This window comes from bacterium, assembly GCA_021372615.1.
GTDB lineage: Bacteria > Armatimonadota > Zipacnadia > Zipacnadales > UBA11051 > JAJFUB01.
In genome coordinates, this window is the sequence record JAJFUB010000068.1 from 15,788 (window position 1) to 33,140 (window position 17,353).

Annotated in this window: 12 protein-coding genes; 3 read left to right on the top strand and 9 right to left on the bottom strand. The window is 67.8% G+C overall.

The features are described 5' to 3' along the window. Window positions 1-43 precede the first annotated feature (43 nt). Entirely contained in the window at window positions 44-1,375 is a 1,332-nt protein-coding gene (locus LLH23_10035) for a hypothetical protein (protein MCE5238816.1), read from the top strand. A 116-nt stretch (window positions 1,376-1,491) separates the two neighbouring features. Here LLH23_10035 and LLH23_10040 read toward each other — a convergent pair whose 3' ends face one another. The 5 genes from LLH23_10040 to LLH23_10060 form a co-directional block, all read right to left on the bottom strand. Then, window positions 1,492-2,601: a Gfo/Idh/MocA family oxidoreductase gene (locus tag LLH23_10040; GenBank protein MCE5238817.1), complete on the bottom strand. Its 1,110-nt coding sequence runs from the start codon at window positions 2,599-2,601 to the stop codon at window positions 1,492-1,494. Between the two features lie 18 nt (window positions 2,602-2,619). Continuing rightward, entirely contained in the window at window positions 2,620-5,040 is a 2,421-nt protein-coding gene (locus LLH23_10045) for a hypothetical protein (protein MCE5238818.1), read from the bottom strand. A gap of 48 nt (window positions 5,041-5,088) precedes the next feature. Beyond that, on the bottom strand, window positions 5,089-5,847 hold the full coding sequence (locus tag LLH23_10050; GenBank protein ID MCE5238819.1) for a sugar phosphate isomerase/epimerase: 759 nt from the start codon (window positions 5,845-5,847) through the stop codon (window positions 5,089-5,091). Between the two features lie 118 nt (window positions 5,848-5,965). Then, a complete protein-coding gene (locus tag LLH23_10055) occupies window positions 5,966-7,066 on the bottom strand; it encodes a glycoside hydrolase (GenBank protein ID MCE5238820.1) in 1,101 nt (366 codons plus the stop codon). A gap of 9 nt (window positions 7,067-7,075) precedes the next feature. Beyond that, on the bottom strand, window positions 7,076-8,629 hold the full coding sequence (locus LLH23_10060) for a sialate O-acetylesterase (GenBank protein ID MCE5238821.1): 1,554 nt from the start codon (window positions 8,627-8,629) through the stop codon (window positions 7,076-7,078). A gap of 162 nt (window positions 8,630-8,791) precedes the next feature. On the opposite strand from LLH23_10060, the gene LLH23_10065 reads away from it, so the two are divergent. After that, window positions 8,792-9,808 carry a hypothetical protein gene (locus tag LLH23_10065; protein MCE5238822.1) on the top strand — a complete coding sequence of 339 codons (1,017 nt, stop codon included), beginning with the start codon at window positions 8,792-8,794 and terminating at the stop codon, window positions 9,806-9,808. A 47-nt stretch (window positions 9,809-9,855) separates the two neighbouring features. Beyond that, window positions 9,856-11,646: a CDP-glycerol glycerophosphotransferase family protein gene (locus tag LLH23_10070; protein MCE5238823.1), complete on the top strand. Its 1,791-nt coding sequence runs from the start codon at window positions 9,856-9,858 to the stop codon at window positions 11,644-11,646. A 16-nt stretch (window positions 11,647-11,662) separates the two neighbouring features. On the opposite strand, the gene LLH23_10075 is transcribed toward LLH23_10070, so the two are convergent. The 4 genes from LLH23_10075 to rpsO form a co-directional block, all read right to left on the bottom strand. Continuing rightward, window positions 11,663-12,391, bottom strand: coding sequence for a phosphodiester glycosidase family protein (locus tag LLH23_10075; GenBank protein MCE5238824.1), 729 nt, complete (start codon window positions 12,389-12,391; stop codon window positions 11,663-11,665). A gap of 582 nt (window positions 12,392-12,973) precedes the next feature. After that, complete coding sequence (locus tag LLH23_10080) at window positions 12,974-14,107, bottom strand: tetratricopeptide repeat protein (GenBank protein ID MCE5238825.1); 1,134 nt, start codon at window positions 14,105-14,107, stop codon at window positions 12,974-12,976. Window positions 14,108-14,379: 272 nt separating this feature from the next. Further along, entirely contained in the window at window positions 14,380-16,677 is a 2,298-nt protein-coding gene (locus tag LLH23_10085) for a polyribonucleotide nucleotidyltransferase (protein MCE5238826.1), read from the bottom strand. Between the two features lie 269 nt (window positions 16,678-16,946). Next, the gene (gene rpsO, locus LLH23_10090) at window positions 16,947-17,213 is read right to left on the bottom strand and encodes a 30S ribosomal protein S15 (GenBank protein ID MCE5238827.1); all 267 of its coding nucleotides are present in this window, start codon (window positions 17,211-17,213) and stop codon (window positions 16,947-16,949) included. Between the last annotated feature and the right edge of the window lie 140 nt (window positions 17,214-17,353).

Genomic DNA, 17,353 nt, shown 5'->3' on the forward strand with positions numbered 1-17,353 from the left:
CTCCGCCGCGGGGGATGAACTGACTGACAAGCGAGGGACCATCGTGACAATGGAACAGCAACTGGACAGCTTCCGCCCGGCCGAGCGGGACGAGGCCTTGCGGCAACTGGTCGCACCAACGGCGGGCCGGCTCGTAGCCGGCCCCTCCGGCGGCAACGTCAACATGCACTTCCACTCCTTCTTCTCTTACAACGCTGAGGGATGGTCGCCGTCGCACATCGTGTGGGCGTCGCGGCAGGCGGGGCTGTATGCGGCCGGGCTGTGCGACTTCGACGTGCTCGACGGCCTGGAGGAGTTCCTGCAAGCCGGGGAGCTGCTCGGCGTGCGCGCCACGGTGAACCTGGAGACCCGCGCCTTCGTGCCCGAGTATGCCACCGCCGAGATCAACTCCCCTGGCGAGCCCGGCGTCACGTACATCATGGGCGGCGGCTATGCCACGGTGCCCGAGGCGGGGACGCCGCAGGCCCAGACGCTCGCGATGTTCCGCAGCTCCTCACGCCAGCGCAACCTCGACCTCGTGGCCCGCATCAACCCCCATGTGCCCGACATCGCCGTGGACTACGAGCAGGACGTCGTGCCCCTGACGCCGTCGGACAACGCCACCGAGCGCCACATCATCCGCGCGTATGTCAACAAGTCTGTCGCGGCCTTTCGCGACGACGAGGGCGTGGCGAAGTACTGGGCGGAGTTGCTCGGCAAGCCGGTCGAGGACGTGTGCAAGATGCTCGGCACCCCGGCCATCGAGGAGGCGGCACGGTCCAAGCTCGCCAAGCGCGGCGGCTTCGGCTACGTGCAGCCCTCCGAGGACACCTTCCCGAAGGTGGACGACTTCGTGGACTGGGTGCTATCCTGCCGGGCCATCCCGCTGGTCACATGGCTCGACGGCACGAGTGAGGGCGAGAGCGACGCGCAGGCGATGCTCGACTGCCTGACGGCCAAGGGCTGCGCAGGGCTGAATATCATCCCCGACCGCAACTGGAACTACAGGGACGCGGAAGTCAAGGCGCTGAAGGTCGGCAAGCTGCGCGAGATGGTTAACGCCGCTGACGCGATGGGGCTGCCGATCAACATCGGCACGGAGATGAACAAGGCGGGGCTGCCCTTCGCCGACGACCTGTCGGGCGAGGTGCTCAGCGAGTTCGCCGGCAGCTTCCTCCGCGGCGCGCAGATCATGGTCGGCCACACGATCCTGCTGCGCTATGCGGGCATGTCGTACGTGGACTGCGACATGAAGCTGGAGCGCAAGAACGCGTTCTTCGAGGCGGTCGGCGCCCTGCCGCCGCTGACGAGCGAGACGGCCGCGAAGCTGTCCGCCGCCGGCGAGGCTGCGGCGCTGGGCATGATCGAGACGGCCGTCCGCCAGGGGAACTGGTAGGCGTTGCCGTAGGAGCGCCAGCATCCTGCTGGCAGGCCGTTGTCGTAGGAGCGCCAGCATCCTGCTGACAAGCCGCCCAACGGCTGCCAGCTGGAAGCTGGCGCTCCTACGGATTCCTACAGCTTGAACTCCGGCACGTCCACCGGCTGGCCGTTCTTCTGGCGTGAGATCTCCGACATCAGCCCCGGCGCCGTCATGTTCAGCGCATCCACGACATCCACCGGCGGCTTCGTGTCGTCAATGATGCTGCGCGCGAACTCCTCGAGCATGAGCGGGCTGCCGCCGTCATAGCTGTCGTTGACAGCCTCTTCAGGCAGGCTCTTCCAGCCCTCCGGCAGGTACTCCGAGTAGTTCCACAGGCTCTCCCACTGCCCGCGCTCGGTGCGGCCGTGGACGTAGATGCGGTGCTCCTCGCCGGGGGCATGTGGGCCTTCGTAGGCCGCCGTGGTGCCCTGCAGGCCGTAGTACGTGAAGCTGTTGGGCCGGTCGGAGAAGAAGTCCAGGCGGATGCGAATCTGCTTGCCGGTCTCGGTCTCGCACAGCACGGTCACGGTCGAGTCGGCAATGGCCCACGGGATGTGGCGCTGGCCGGAGCCCATGCAGATGACGGTCTTGATGCGCTCGCCACAGGCCTGGTAGACGGGGCCGAGGTCGTGGGTGATGTAGTGGTGGCCCTGGCGCATGGCGAGTTCGTCCACTCGCCAGTTGGCCCCGGGGCTGGGGAAGCCGCCCTTGAACTCCTGCAACTGCTCGGCCTCGCCGTAGTAGACCTCGCCGAACAGCCCGGCCTTGACCATGCCCATGACGAGCGTCCACGGGCGGTACCAGCAGTAGTTCTCAGCCAGCATGTACTTGCGGCCGGTCTGGCGCACGGTCTCCAGCAGCTCCCAGCACTGATCCAGCGTCGTGGCAGCGTTGACTTCCGACAGCACATGCTTGCCCGCTTTCAGCGCCTGCACGGCGTGCTCGACATGCAGGGGCATTGGCGAGGCCACGACCACGGCGTCCACGTCCGAGTCTAGCAGGGCCTCGTAGGTGTTGAAGGTCTGCAGGGGCGGACGGTCCTGCCCGCCCATGAGTTCGGCCACGGCCTTGGCAGCGCCCGTCAGCCGCTCCTCATCCATGTCGCACAGCGCCGTCAGCTCCGCGCTGGGCGCGTACCGCGTCGCTTTCGCCAACCCGGCGCCGCGTCCCGCGCCGAGCACTCCGATCTTTGCGTGGTCCAATGAAGACCCTCCTCTGGTCTACCGGCAGTGTTGCAGTTGCCATTCGTATATGGATGGCGTCGGCGGCTGCGGTCGCGCCGCCTCCGCCAGCGGTTGCGCCTCGTTGCGCTCCAGGACGGCCGGCTTGCCCATCCCCGCCACGAACTTCCCGTTGCCGCCCAGCAGCCGGTTCTCGGTGATCTCCGCGCCCACGCAGTCGGGCGTTTGCAGTTGCACCATCGGTGACTTGCCGTCCTGCAAGATGAACACGTTGCCCCGGATGATGTGGTCGAAGCTCGCGGTCTTGGCGAACACGCCCGCCCCGGCCTTCACGGCGAAGCGGTTGTACAGCACGAGCCAGTTCTCGTTCATCCCGCCCATCCACAGGCCTGTCCTGGGCGAGGTGGTGTCGCAGTTGTAGATGACGTTGCGCGGGCCGTTGGGGCCATGGGCGGTGTCCTCTGGCGGGCTGGCCCACATGCCGTACCCGTAGGCCCCGTTGCCGGGTACACACTCGATCACACACTGCTCGAACAGGTTCTCGTTCGTCCAGCCGGAATGCCACTGACCGTCGCTTTCGTGGAAGACGCCCTTGCGGATGACACAGCCGCTGGCGGCCCACTGAAACAGCGGGGCATGGCGCAGCTTGAAGGTCTCGACGTTCTCCAACAGGCAGTCGCTGCAGTGCTCCCAGCCCCCGTACGCCGTCCCGCCGCCGCCCTTGAACCAGGCGTCATCGAAGATGCAGTCGCGGAACTCGCAGAACTTGGCGGCCCCGGCGTAGACGGGGAAGCGCCCGCACTTGCGCGCGGTCACGCCCCGCGCCCAGCAGTTCCACGCCTGGCTGAAGTACGCGCTGCTGATCCACAGGTCCTCGGTCTGCTCGATGGTGAAGTCCTCGACCCCGCAGCGCTGCAGGGGCACGATCCTCTGCACATACGAGCCGTCAATGACGGGGAACTCGATGCGCAGGGGTTGCTCCAGCGTCAGCGTATTGCCCGCTACGGACTTCACGCGCACGAAGTAGCGCCGGTACGTGCCCCACAGGCAGGCATTGCGGGTCAGCTTCTTCCAACGTTCGGTGGCCGGGCCGTCTACCACGATGCAATCGCCCGCTCTGAAGCTGCTCGCGTCCTTGACACGGATGTCCAGCGCACCCCGCGCCCCGTCTGCAGTGAGGGGGACGCGGTCGCCGACGTAGCCCTGCCCGGCGAACGTCAGCGCGGCGGTCGTGCTGGGGAAGGGCGTGGGATCCACGTAGTCCGCGTCCAGGACGATCGGCAGTTGGCACGTCTTCTCGCTGCCGTCCTGATAGCCCGCCTTGCCGACCAGCGTGTGCGAGCCGGGCTGCACCTTGGCCAGGGCATCACGCCCGTACCGCGCGTAGGCGAAGGTGTTGCCCGAATGCAGGCTCCGTGTCCACTGGCCGATGGAGACGCCGTCCACCAGGATCTCCATCGTCATCAGCCCGGCAGGGCGGCAGTGCAGCTCCAGCCGCGTCCCCTTCCCCACCTTCGCGTTCTCGCCCAGGCTGAAGAACCGGAGGCCCGCAGCGGGCAGCCCGTAGCGGAAGACGAGCCTGGTGCGGTCGCGGCCGGCGCCGCGGATGACGACGCCATCGCCGCGGATCGTGACGGGCATGTCGAGTTGGTAGGTCCCGGCGCCCAGCACGACGGCCCCGCCGCCGGCCTGCGCGGCGGCATCGCAGGCGGCCTGCAGCGCCGCGCTGTCGTCGGCGTCATCGTTCGCCTTCGCACCGTACTTCTCGACGGTGGCGAACGCCGCGACCGTCGGGATGCCCCCCTCCACGCCGCACTTGGTCCAGTTTGGGTACACGATGCCATCGGGTCCCACGACGTCGGCAGCCGTCAGCCGGTCCTTCTGGTCGGGACGCAGCTTGTACTGCCCGGGCCATGGCGGCTGGTCGCCCAACGGCAGCTTCACCAGCGACAGGTCGTCCACGTACCCGGTGACGATGGCGGCCATGTAGCTGTGTACCCAGATCTCCGCGCCGACCGTCCCCTCGGGGGCGTAGACCAGACCAGCGAAGCTACGCCAGTCTTTGTCTGTGCCGCCCAGGCCGATGAGGTGCGACTCCTCACCGTTGAGGAAGGTGCCGGCGGCGTCGTAGAGACGCACGTACATCCCCAGCCCGCTCCCCGAGACGCCCAGGTACTTGCCGCGCAACTCGTAGACACCCGCGCCCGGCACGGCAATGCGCTCGCCCCGGATGTCGGAGCCCTCCTTGTCGGTAGCGTCCACCACCTTGAGCGAGGTCGCGCCGCTCGCGGCCCGCTCCCGGGTGAGCGTGCCCATCGGCGGCGTGCCGCCCAGCGTCCAGTGCGCCGTGCCGTCCTCAAAGCCACCGTTCAGCACCGGCATGGCGATCTCCCCCGGGGCGGCCAGGACGGCCGCCGTCGCGGCGCAGGCCAGCAGAATGAGAGTGAGCCGGGCGGTCATGATGCAGCGCTCCGTTGCCCGTGGTGCGGGCTGTCGGTGTGGTCGCGGTTACTTCGTCCACTCCGCCCACAGGCGCGAGTAGTACTTCAGCAGCCGTTCGGGCTCGCAGCTTCCCGGCATCTCGATCAGGCAGAAGCCGTCGAAGCCGATGCCTTTGAGCAAGCCAATGAACTCGTGGTACGGATACGGCTCGTACAGGTCGTGGATGTGCGCCGACCAGACCCACGGCGCCAGTAGCTCGAAGTTGGCCTTGATGGAGCCCTCGACGACCTCGCCCGCGTTGCAGTTCCACGTCGCGCCCACCTGCGGGTGGCTGCAGTGGTCCATGATCGTGCGGATGTGCCTGGGGTCCTGCGTGCCGCGCCCGTGGACTTCGAGCATGATCTTGATGCCGTAGCCCGCCGCGAACTCGCCGCACTTGCGCAGCGCCAGGCCGATCTGCTTGAGCGTGTCGGCCTCAGCCACGCCCTCCACGAAGCTGTTGGGACGCACCTTCACCCCGACCGCGCCCACTTCGGCCGCCAGCTTGACCCACTCTCTGGTCAGGTCAATGTTGCTTTGCAGCACGGCCGGGTCATTGCTGTGGTACTCGCACGTCGAGCCCAGGCACCACAGCACGATGCCGCTGTCGGCGAACTGCTTGCGCACGGCCTGCCGCTCCTCGGCGGTCAGGCTCACCTCGACGCCATGGGCGTGCTCGGTGCGCAACTCCACCCCCGCAAAGCCCGTCTTCTGGCACATCTCGATGATCTCGGAGACGGACCAGTCCTTGGCAACCTGATATGTCACCATGCCCAACTTCATCATTCAGCCCTCCCGGCCGTGTTCGTCATGTCGTAGGAGCGCCAGCTTCCAGCTGGCACGCCCTTCGCCGTGCGCCGTAGGATGCAGACGTCCGCCAGCTGGAAGCTGGCGCCCCTACGGCCTACCCCGCCTTGCTCACAAGCTGCTGCAGACGGCATGCCGCCGTCGTCGGCTGCCCCGCGCGGATGTCCGCCTCGGTGAACGAGGCGAGCAGGATCTCCCTGGCTCCGTAGCGTTCCCGGTCGTAGATGATGTGGATCGCGCCGTCCGGGGTCTGGAAGCCATCCGGATAGGACACGTCCTTGCGAGCATCTAGCAGCATCCGGTGCGGCCACGTCCGCCCGTCGTCCTCCGACAGCAGCGCGGTCAGGTTGTTGCGTCCGCTGAAGTCCACGTGGTTGACGAGCAGCAGGACGCCCGACTGCAGCCGGCGGATGAAGAACCGCGAGTTCGGCCCGCCGAAGCCCGTGTCCCGGCCGGGGCTCCAGGTCCTGCCGCGGTCGCTCGAGACGCTCTCGCCGATGCCGTTGTCGGTCCGCACCAGCATCCACAGGCTGCCATCGCGCCGCTCGACGATCATGTTCTCATCAAAGACGCGCCGGGGCACGTCGGCCCGGCCCAGCAGCGCGAACGTCGCGCCCTCGTCACGGGTGACGTACACGTTCGAGAAGCGCTCGGCATTCAGCTCGGGGTGCGCCAGCAAGCCCGACGCATCGGGGGCCATCCACGCGGAGTCGCGCCACAGCCCCACGGGGAAGAGCCACTCGCCGCTGCTGAGCACCGTGGGCTTGTTGAGCATGATCCCGTGGGCCAATCGGCAGGGCGGCGACCAGCGCGGCGGCGTCGCCCCGGGATCGTCGCAGACGCTACACCACACGCCGACGCGCCCGTCGAACAGCTCCCAGCTCTGGGCCCAGAAGAGCCACAGGCGGCCGCGCGGGTCGGTCCAGAGGTTTGGGTCGAAGGCCCGCACCTTCTCCGGCGGGTCCACCACCAGGATCGGCTCAGACCACGTCCGTCCCTCGTCGTCGCTGCGGACGACGAGCGTGTAGTTGTCCGGGTCCTCGGTCTTGCCGCCGCTGTACCAGGTGGCGTAGAAGCACCCGTCAGCGCCGCGTTCGACGCTGGGGATGCCCTGCCACAGGCGGGCCGACGAGTGATACTGCGGCCCCGGCGCCAGGTTGGGTGCCACCGGGGCCAGGGCCAGGTCGGGGCTTGCCATGCGCGCCACCTACCGGTTGTTGATCGTCACGCCCGGCCAGTCGTCCGTGCGGAACGGGTCGGCGGGCAGGTCGGCCTTGTTGTACAGGTTACAGCGCGGGTTGTCGGCCCAGGCGTAGCGCACCGCCACCGGCTCCTTCACATGGCGGCTGTGCACGACCACCGTGTCGCCGTCAATCCGGGCGCTCGCGAAGAAGAACTTCTTGTCCGCGCCGGCGATGGCGAAGCCACGCGCGAAGCGACTACCCTTGGACACGAGCCCGCCGTAGGTGTTGGTGAAGCGCACGCGGATCTTGTTGCCCTCGATGGACATGCCGGCATAGCGCGGGCTGTCGCAGGGCACGTTCCTGCCGTAGGTGTGCCCTTGGGCCTGCAGCGCCAGCCGGTAGCCGACCGTCTGCTTGTCCTTGGGATGGATGTCGGCAGCCTCGCCGACATCCATGATGACCGCCAGGCCGTTGTGCGGCAGCGCGGCGGTCATGCTCTGGGCCTCGCGCAACTCGGCCCAGGCGCTCTCGGCCGGGGCGTCCTTGCGGGCCATGTAGTTGGCCAGAGACACGATGTAGAAGTCGAGGTCCAGGCCCCACGCCTTGCGCCAGTCGGCGATCATCAGCGGCAGGAGCTTGCGGTACGTGTAGGCGCGCCCCGCGTTGGACTCGCCCTGGTACCAGATGGCGCCGCGGATGGCGTAGTTGACCAGCGGGGCGATCATGCCCTGGTAGAGGTTGCCGGGGCGGTTGGGGCTGTCGGGGCCGTTGGGGGCGCGGGGCTGGGGCGGCTGGGGCTTGCCCTCGGCCCGGGCCTTCGCTGCCGCCTTCTTCCAGTCTTCCATCGTCGTCTTGAACTTCTCGATCGCCTGCGGGTAGTCGGCGATCATCTTGGCCCAGTTGGCGAACTGCTGGTCGAAGTCCTTGTCGGCCTTGAGGCTCTCCACGGTGCTCCAGGCTTCGGCGCAGGTCCCGCCCCACGACGAGCCGATCAGGCCGACCGGCACGTTGAGGGCCTTGTGCAGATCGCGGCCGAAGAAGTAGCCCACGGCGGTGAAGCTGGGGACGTTGGCGGAGGTGCACTCCTGCCAGGCGCTCTTGACGTCATCCAGCGGCGTCTGCGAGGTGACGTTGGGCACCTTGAAGAGGCGGATGTTGGGGTAGTTGGCCGCCGTGATCTCCTCGGCCGAGTTCTTCACGCTCGCCATGGAGAACTGCATGTTCGACTGCCCCGAGCAGACCCACACCTCGCCCATGAGCACGTTCTTGAGCGTGATGGTGTTCTTCCCGGCGATGGTCAACTCGAAGGGGCCGCCGGCCTCGGCGACCGGCTGCAGCGTCACCAGCCACTGGCCCTTCTCACTGGCCGTGGCCTCGGCCTTCTGGCCGTGGAACGACACCGTCACCTTCTCGCCGGCGTCAGCCCAACCCCAGATCTTCAGGGGCAGGCCGCGCTGCAAGACCATGTTGTCGCCGATCAGGGCGGGCAGCCGGACGTCAGCCTGTACGGTCGAGGCAACCAGCACGACCGTCGCCACAACCAGACACGATAGTACTGTGAGACGCGTTCGGGGCATCGAGAGTCTCCCTCTGGCAGGATGGTGTGGCCCGACAGGGGACCACGCCGGTTGGTTCGCCGCCCGGCTGGGCATCTCCTCCGCCTCGCCGTTGACGGTCCGCCGCCCAGCGTCTATACTTCCGAACAGGGGAGCATTCCCACTCCTGCAACGGAGCATGTCATGATTCACGTGAGCGCACCCGGACGGGGCGGCATCATCGGCAACCCGTCCGACATCTACGGCGGCACGGTCGTCTCCTGCGCCATCACCGAGCGCGCGGAGGCCGTCGTCTCCTCCAGCCCCCGCCTGATCTTCGACATCTACGGTCACTTCGCCGTGATCGAGGCGGCGGCACAGCTAGAGTTCGACCCGGAATTGCACTACCTGGATGTCGCCAAGGCGGTCTGGCGCTACCTGCGCCGCTCGGAGTATGCCGAGCGTGGGCTGATTGACCCGAAAGCGACCTTCCACGTGCGCGCGCAAAGCTCCATTCCGCTGCGGGCCGGCTGCGCCGGCTCCACGGCGATGCTGGTGTGCATCCTGGCGGGGGTGCTGACCCACCTGGAGGTGCCGTTCGAGCGGCACGAGCTGGCAGAACTGGCCCGACGCATTGAGCGGCACGAGTTGGGCGTGCACTGCGGCTACCAGGACCACTACATGATCATCTTCGGGGGCTGCAACTGCGTGGATCTGCGCGACAAAGAGGACCACGGCGAGGGCCCTCAAGCGCCCTATGCCACCGTCGAGCCCTTGACCGACGACGTGGACAAGCTCCCCTTCATCCTGGCCAACACCGGCGTGCAGCGCCACTCGGGCGCCTTCCACGCCGAGCCGCGCCGTCACTGGGAGAACGGCGACCAGCTGCGCATTGACGGCTTTGCCCGCATGGGCGAGTTGGGGCGGCTGGGCAAGAAGGCCCTGTTGTGTCAGGATTGGCGCCATCTGGGCGAGCTCATGAACGAGAACCACGCCCTGTCATGCGAGTTGACTGGCTGCGGCGAAGCGAACGAGCGGCTCATCGAGGCCGCGCTGCGACATGGGGCGCTGGGGGCCAAGCTGTCGGGCGCTGGCCGTGGCGGCACCATCATCGCTCTGCACGAGGACCCGGACTGGATGGGCGAGCGGCTGTTGGAGGAGGGCGCTGAGCGCCTCATCCGTTTCTCGCCCGGCCCCGGGCTGACTGTCCGCCGGATGTAGCGACCCACGACCGGGCGCGCGGCGCATGCCCGGCCGCTTCACCACCCATGATTACCTTCCTGGCTCCCGAGGCGCGCGTTCCCCGTCCCGGCAGGGGCGAGCGTCTCGTCCGCGCCCTGCCTGACCTCATCCACGCCGCCTACTCCCGCCTGCCCGAGCACTCCCAGGCGCGGGAGCGCGTGGTGGAGTTGAACCACCAGTCCCTGACGATCGCTCGTTCGCTCCGTACGGCTCTGCCCGACGAACTGCACGAGTTCTGGGATGCCTACGCCGGCTGGTTCGCGATGTACTCCGTCGCGCCGCTGCTGTCCAACATGACCGTGGCCCAGCAGGCCATCGCCGACCTCCCCCCCGACCGGGCAGTGATCCGTGAGAACTGGGCGCGGCGCGGTTGGTGGTCGGGACGCGAGGACCTGCAGGCCGCGATGGGCGAGCCGCTGGCGGCGGCCGGCTGGCGCGTGCAACTGCACCCCGGCGCGGCGCTGCGGTACCTGCGGCACGCTGTGGTGCAGCATCAGGCCGGGGAACAGGGCGAGCGCGAGCTGCTCGAGCTGGCCCGCGCCCAGCGTCAGGCCCCTTCGCCCAGCACGGCCCCCTGCGACATGCTCTGGCTATCGGTCGGCGCCTCGGCCGTGGACCTCATCACTGCGCTGACCCCTCCCCTGGAGCGCCAGGGGCTGTCGGGCGCCATCGTGGACTTCGACTACTTCGGCTCGCGCCAGGCTCTGGAGCGCGCCGCCACACCCCATGTCCCCCTCGCGGCGCTCCTGCGGCCGGACGACTTCAGCGATGCGCGCGGCTGGCGCTTCGTGACGGAGGTCGGCTGGGAGAGCATCGAGCGGGCGTTGCCCCCTGTGCCGGGCTTCACTCCCGGCCAGCAGGCGGCCCTAGCCCGGCGGCTGCGCCTGGTTCTCACCCGCGACGCCCCGGTCTGGCGGCTGCGTAGCCTCGCCTCCCACCGGGCCCTGGAGGCCTACCAGCCCAAGGTCGTGGTCGGCTACCACACCTACGGCCCGGTCATGGCGCCCACGATCATCGCCGCCGAGCGCCTGGGGATGCCGCGCCTGTGCCTGCAGCACGGGGTCATCGGCCCGCGCTACCTGGCGCTGCCCTGCCTGCCGTATGACGAGAAGCTGGTCTTTGGCGACTACGCGCGGGGGATCATGCAGCAAGCCTGCCCGGGCCTGCGGCTGACCGTGACGGGCCACTCACTCCACGACGCCGGCCAGACCCCGCCCAGGGTCTCGCCGGAAGTCCAGGCCCTCCGCGCCGGCGTCAGTGGCCTCGTGGTGCTCTGCACGCAGTTCAACGAGCACGTGTACTTCCAACGTCAGAACTGGTGGATGGAGGGCGTTGCGGAGGCCTGCCGCCGTTTGGGAGCGCGCCTGGCCGTCAAGCAGCACCCCTCCGACACGCCGGTGAACATCCGGCTGTACCGCAAGCTGCTGCGGCCGGGCGACGACAGCGTCGTGCTCATCCCCCACGGCCAGCACCGCCTGGACGAGCTGCTCGTGGCCTGCGACCTGATGATCACGCGCGACTCCACGGTCGTGTTCGAGGCCAACCTGTTCGACCGGCCGGCGGTGACGATCAACCTGAGCGCCGACGACGAGGAACTGCCCTATGCGGCGACCGGCGGGGCGTTGGGCGTGTACCGCTACGAGGACATCGGGACAACCATCGAGGCGGTGCTGCGCGAGGAGAGCGTGCGGTGGGAGTTGGCAGAGAAGCGGGCCAGCTTCCTGGCCCTACACACCGGCCCGGGCGACGGCCAGGCCACTGCGCGCATCGTGGACATCATCGCCCAGTGGGCCGACCACCGCCGCCCCAACCGCTGACCCCAATCCCCAATCCCTAATCATACACCAACAGCACGTTGCTGAGCTTACGCTCGGGCCTGGTCACGAACTCCCCGTTGGAGTACAGGGCGCTGGAGGAGCCGCCGTCGAGGTTGGCGGCCTGCTTGCAGTTCAGGCGCAGCATGATGTTCCCGAGCTTGTTGAGGCTGATCCTGCTCCCCACCGTCACCAGCACCAGCCGGTTGTCCCATGTCAGGCCCAGAGCACTACGGCGGGCGCTGCCGAGGACCGCGCGGTCCCGGAAGCCCTCGAGGCGCGGGTGCAGCCACAGCTTGCCGTCCCGGACCAGGGTCGGCCCCGTGCAGATGGCGTTGTAGACGCCCTCCCAGCCACGGTGGCGGCCGTAGGTGCCGCTCTGGTAGCGGAAGGTCAGACGGCCTTTGGCGTCCAGGGAGATCGTGGTGCCCCAGCGCCCGTCATACAGCATCTTGCCGTGGCGCACAATCGGGCCGGTCGGTGTGCCATTGAGCAGGTGGAAGTACGTGCCGTTGATGGCCACGCGCGGCTGGTAGTGCCGGACGATTCGGTAGAAGTCTTCGAGCGGGAAGTACCCGCGCGTCGGGTCGGCGTTGGCCGCGAAGCCGGGCACGAACCGCACGTGCTCGGCGCTCAGGTCCACCGTGACGATGTTGACGCCCACCCCGCCAATGAGCTGCCAGGTGCGCACGACGTGGTCGCTGCGCTGCTCGCGGCTGTTGCGGAAGGGAGGGGGCTTGTAGATCATGGCCGCCTCGACCTGACCGGGGGCGGACGGCGTGAGCGGAGGGGCGACTACCGGGGTGACTTGAGCCCCCTCTCGGGGCTGGTAGGGTGTGAGGAGCAAGCCCCCGCACAAGACGATGCCTGTTACGACCAAGATGGTGATGCGCGCCAATCGTTTCATAGGGCTTCGACCGCTTCCGTGACGTGGGCTACGAAGGTCGCCACACAAAATCCAGATTTACTGCACTTTCCTCCTTCTATCTATATAGAGTATTCCCTGTCGCCGACCATTCCATGTGCTTTGTGTGACTCTTGAGCAGCCGTTGCGGTGCTCCGTTGACCCCAGGATCACACTATGGCGGAGTCGGTAGCCAGCACAAGCGGGAGAGTTGCATGGTCCGGTGGCTCAGGGACCTTTGGGGGGACGAGATGGGCATGACCAGCGTTGAGTACTCACTGCTGTTGACGCTGATCGTGGTCGCGCTCCTGGTCACGTGGGAGGGGCTAGGGTGTCATGTGGGCTGGACTGTCTGGCGCGTTGTCGGCCGTCTGCCCTTCGCCCGATAGACGTTTTGACGACCGCCGCGACGTGGCAGCACCGACCTCACGAGAACTCCGCGATGGCCTTCTTGGCGAGTTCGGAGGCGTCGGGCCGCTTGCCGGTGGCAGCCTTCTGCAGCAGCGCCATCCCCTCGGCCTTCTTGCCCGTCTTCACCAGCGTCCAGCCCATGTGGTACTGGACTATCTCGTTGGTCGGCCAGACCTTGTAGACCCCCTGCAGCACCCTGAGGCCCTCGGCGTAATTGCCATCGCGCACCAGGGCCCATCCCAGGGTGTCAATCACCGCAGGGTTCTTGGGGGCCATGGAGGCCGCCTTGCGCGCCCATGCCACCGCGGTGCCGGTGTCCTGGCCGCGGTCGGCCAGCAGCAGCGCGATGTTGTTGGCCGAGGGCAGGTTGCCAGGGTTGATGATGAGGGCTTCGCGGTAGTGGGTGATCGCCTCATCCTCGAGCCCCGCCTGGTGCAGAGCGCTGGCGGCCATGAACTGCATCTCGTCGGAGTCGGGTGCCAGCTTCGCCACCTCGCGCGCCTGAGGTCCTACCTGGTCCTTCCTCCCGCCGAAGAGCAGCATCTGCGTGTAGGCGGCGCGGATGCGGACGTTCTTGGGCGATAGCCGCACTGCCCTCCGGTACTGCTTGTCGGCGTCGTCAAACCGCTTCAGGATGGTCAGGGTGTCGGCGTAGGCCCAGACCACGTCAGGGTCCTTGCCGTGGCGCTTGACCGCGGCCGCGAGCAGCGGCTCGGCCTCCGGGGCGCGCTTCTGCACCATCAACACCCGCGCCAGCAGCTCGATGGCCTGGGGGTTGTTCTGATCGCGCTGCAACACCCGGCGGACCAGTGGCTCGGCCTGGTCGGCCTTGCCCTCCTCCATCAGGGTCCGACTCAGCAGCAGCGCGGAGGGAGCGTACGTCGGGTCGAGGCTAACCGCCTTCTCGAGGGTCTGGCGTGCCTGTTGGCGCTGCCTCATGGCCGCGTAGGCGCGCGCTAACAGGTCGTAGTTCGCGGCCGTAGGATCGGCCTTGACCCGGTCCCGCGCCCGAGCCAGCGCCTCGGCCGCGCCATAGCGCGCCACGTCGGCGTCCACCCGGGCCTGCGGGGCGGACTGCTGCCGACGGCCGCAGCCGCAGGACAGCAGCACGGCAACAATCAGGATGGAAGCGGCAATGGGTCGCCTCATGGCAGCGCCTGCCTCGGTGCGGATGTCTCGGCGGTCATTGTACCATTTGGCGGCCTCGGGTGGAAGACCTGCTGTCGCGACCCCGCGGGGAGAGGCCGGTACGCCCGACACTCCTGTCGGGCGACCTTGGTGTGCCCGACAAGAGTGTCGGGCGTACCCGGCGTACCCGACCTGCCCGACAAGAGTGTCGGGCGTACCGCGCAGCGGGCGGTCCCCGATCCCCAAGAAACACAGGCCCCCTCACCGAGGGGGCCTGTGCTGGGTTGCTGGGCTTAGTCCCGCTTCTTGCGGAAGTACGGCTTGGGCCGGCCGCTGTCGCCCGACTCGTCGGCGCGGGCCTCCGGGCGTCCGCCCCCTCCGCCACTCCCGCCGCCACCGGGGCGTCCCCCGCCACCGCCGCCGGGCCTGCCGCCGCTCGATCGTCCGCCGCCGCCGCCACGCGAGCCGCCACGGTCGCGGCTCGGACCGCGATCCGGTCGCTCTTCGTAGCCCTCAGGCTTGGGGAGCAGCTCCTTGCGGCTCAGGCGGATCTTGCCCTCCGGGTCCACCTCGATGACCTTCACCTGCATCTTGTCACCGACGCGCGCCACGTCTTCGGTCTTGCCGACGCGGTCCCACGACAGGTGGGAGATGTGCACCAGGCCCTCACGGCCGGGCAGCAGCTCGACGAAAGCGCCAAAGTCGGTCGTGCTGGTGACGGTGCCGTCGAAGACCTCCCCCACCTCCACGGTGCGGGTCAGGTCGTAGATGGCCTGCCGGGCGGCCTCCACGCCGTCGGGGTTGGTGCCGAAGATCAGCACCGTGCCATCGTCTTCCACGTCAATGTTGACCTCGTACTCTTCCTGCATGCGGCGGATGTTCTTGCCGCCGGGGCCGATGATGAGGCCGATCTGCTCGCGGTTGATGCTGATGGAGACCATGCGTGGGGCGTAGCGGGACAGCTCCGGCCGCGGATACGGGATGGCCTCGGCCATGACGTCCAGCACCTGCAGGCGCGCCTCGCGGGCCAGTTGCAGCCCCTCGGCCAGTACGTCTACCGACACGCCCTGGGTCTTGGTGTCCATCTGAACACAGTTGACGCCCTGGCGGGTGCCGGCGATCTTCAGGTCCATGCCGCCCATGAAGTCCTCGATGGCTTCGAGGTCCACCAGCAGCTTGGGCGACGCTGCATCCTCGATCATGCCGATGGAGATGCCCGCCACCGGCGCCTTGATCGGCACACCGGCGTCCATCAGGGCCAGGGTCGAGCCGCAGACGGCCGCCATGGAGGTTGAAGCATTGGCCTGCAGGACCTCGGAGACCAACCGCACGGTGTAGGGGAATTCCTCTTCAGGGGGCAGGACGCGCTCGAGGGCCTTCTTGGCCAGGAAGCCGTGCCCGATCTCGCGGCGGCCGGTGGAACGCAGGCCGCGCACCTCGCCCGTGGAGAAGGGCGGGAAGTTGTAGTGGTGCATGAACCGCTTGTACTCTTCTTCTTCCAGCGTCCGCACCAGCTTCTGGTCGCTGACAGCGCCCAGGGTCGTGATGGTCAGCACCTGGGTGACGCCGCGGTTGAACAGGCCGGAGCCATGGACGCGGGGGAGCAGGCCGACTTCGGCGGAGATGGGCCGGATCTCGTTCAGACCGCGCCCGTCCGCCCGCCGGTTCTCCTGGAGCGCGAGCTGCTTGAGGAAGGCCTTGATGACCATCTCGAAGGCCTCGTCCAGGTCCGGCTCCATCTTCTCGAACTGCTCGCCGTACTCGGCGACGATCTCCTTCTTGAGCGCGGTCAGGCCCGCCTGGCGATCCAGCTTGTCGGCGTCGAGCACGACATCGTGGATGCGCGTGGCGTACTTGTCGCGGACCAGCTCGACGATCTCGGCGCGCGGCTCCCAGATGAACATGTCCGCCTTGGGCTTGCCGGCCTTCTGGCGCAGCTCATCCATGGCTGCTCGCACCGGCACACAGGCCTCTTCGGCCAGGCGCAGCGCCTCGACGCAGATGTCCTCGCCGATCTGGGCGCCGTCCATCTCGATCTGCACGATGCCCTGCGGCCCGGCGGCGATGACGACATCCAGCTCGGCTTCCGCGAGCTGCTCGAAGCTCGGGTTGACGATGAACTCGCCGTTCAGGCGCGCCACGCGGGCAGCCGCCAGCGGCCCGTCGAAGGGCACGCTGGACAGATGCACCGCGGTCGCCCCGGCGATCATCGCGACGATGTCGGTGATGTTGTCGTTCTCGGCGGACAGGGGGGTGATGATGACCTGCACATCATGCCGCAGCCCGTGGGGGAGCAGCGGCCGGATGGGCCGGTCAATCTTGCGGGAGATGAGGATGGCTTCCTCGGAGGGACGACCCTCGCGCTTGAAGAACCCGCCGGGGATGCGTCCCACGGCGTACATCTTCTCTTCGAAGTCCACCCGCAACGGGAGGAAGTTGGCCTCGATGGGGTCGGGAGTGACGCCGCAAGTGGCCAGCACGACGGTCTCGCCGTAGCTCACCACCACGGATGCGTTGGCCAGTTGGGCCAGCTTGCCGGTCTGGAACTTCAGTGGACGACCGGCGAAATCCACTTCGACTTCATGGATCAAGAGGGTTGCCTCCTAGTGCGGACGAGGAGGCGGAGGGAAGACACCGATGAATGATGAACGATGAAGGATGAGCGGGGACCCCGAAATGGCGGCTCCCACTCATCATTCATAATTCATCATCCACCGCTCTCCGTCTTCCACCTCGTCCGGATGTGTGTGTACTGACTGCCCCGGGGCGAAAGCCCTCAGGGCAAAACGCACAGGCTACGCCCCCCTAGCAGGGGCGTAGCCTGAAAACCGACTGGGTGCGTGTCGCCATCGTCCGTCCACTATCTCCGCAGCCCCAACTCGCCGAGCAGAGCCCGGTAGCGGTCAATGTCCTTGTTCCGCAGGTAGTTGAGCAGACGGCGGCGCTGGCCGACGAGCTTGAGCAGCCCGCGGCGCGAGTGATGGTCCTTCTTGTGCTGCTGCAGGTGCTGGGTGAGGTACTCGATCCGTCCGGAGAGCAGTGCAATCTGCACGGCCGGCGAACCGGTATCCCCTTCCTTGGTGGCGAACTTGCTGATGATCTCCTGCTTGTCCTGCTTGTCCAACATCGAAGGTATGCCCCTTCCCATGTCGAGCCGTCGCGTGGACAGGCGTGTCCCCACGCCCGCAACGCGGCTCGTGCCGCAGCGCTTGGATTGGCAACGCCCCAAGGCGTCCACCTGACCGCCAGCCGGGGCAGCGCCGGGAC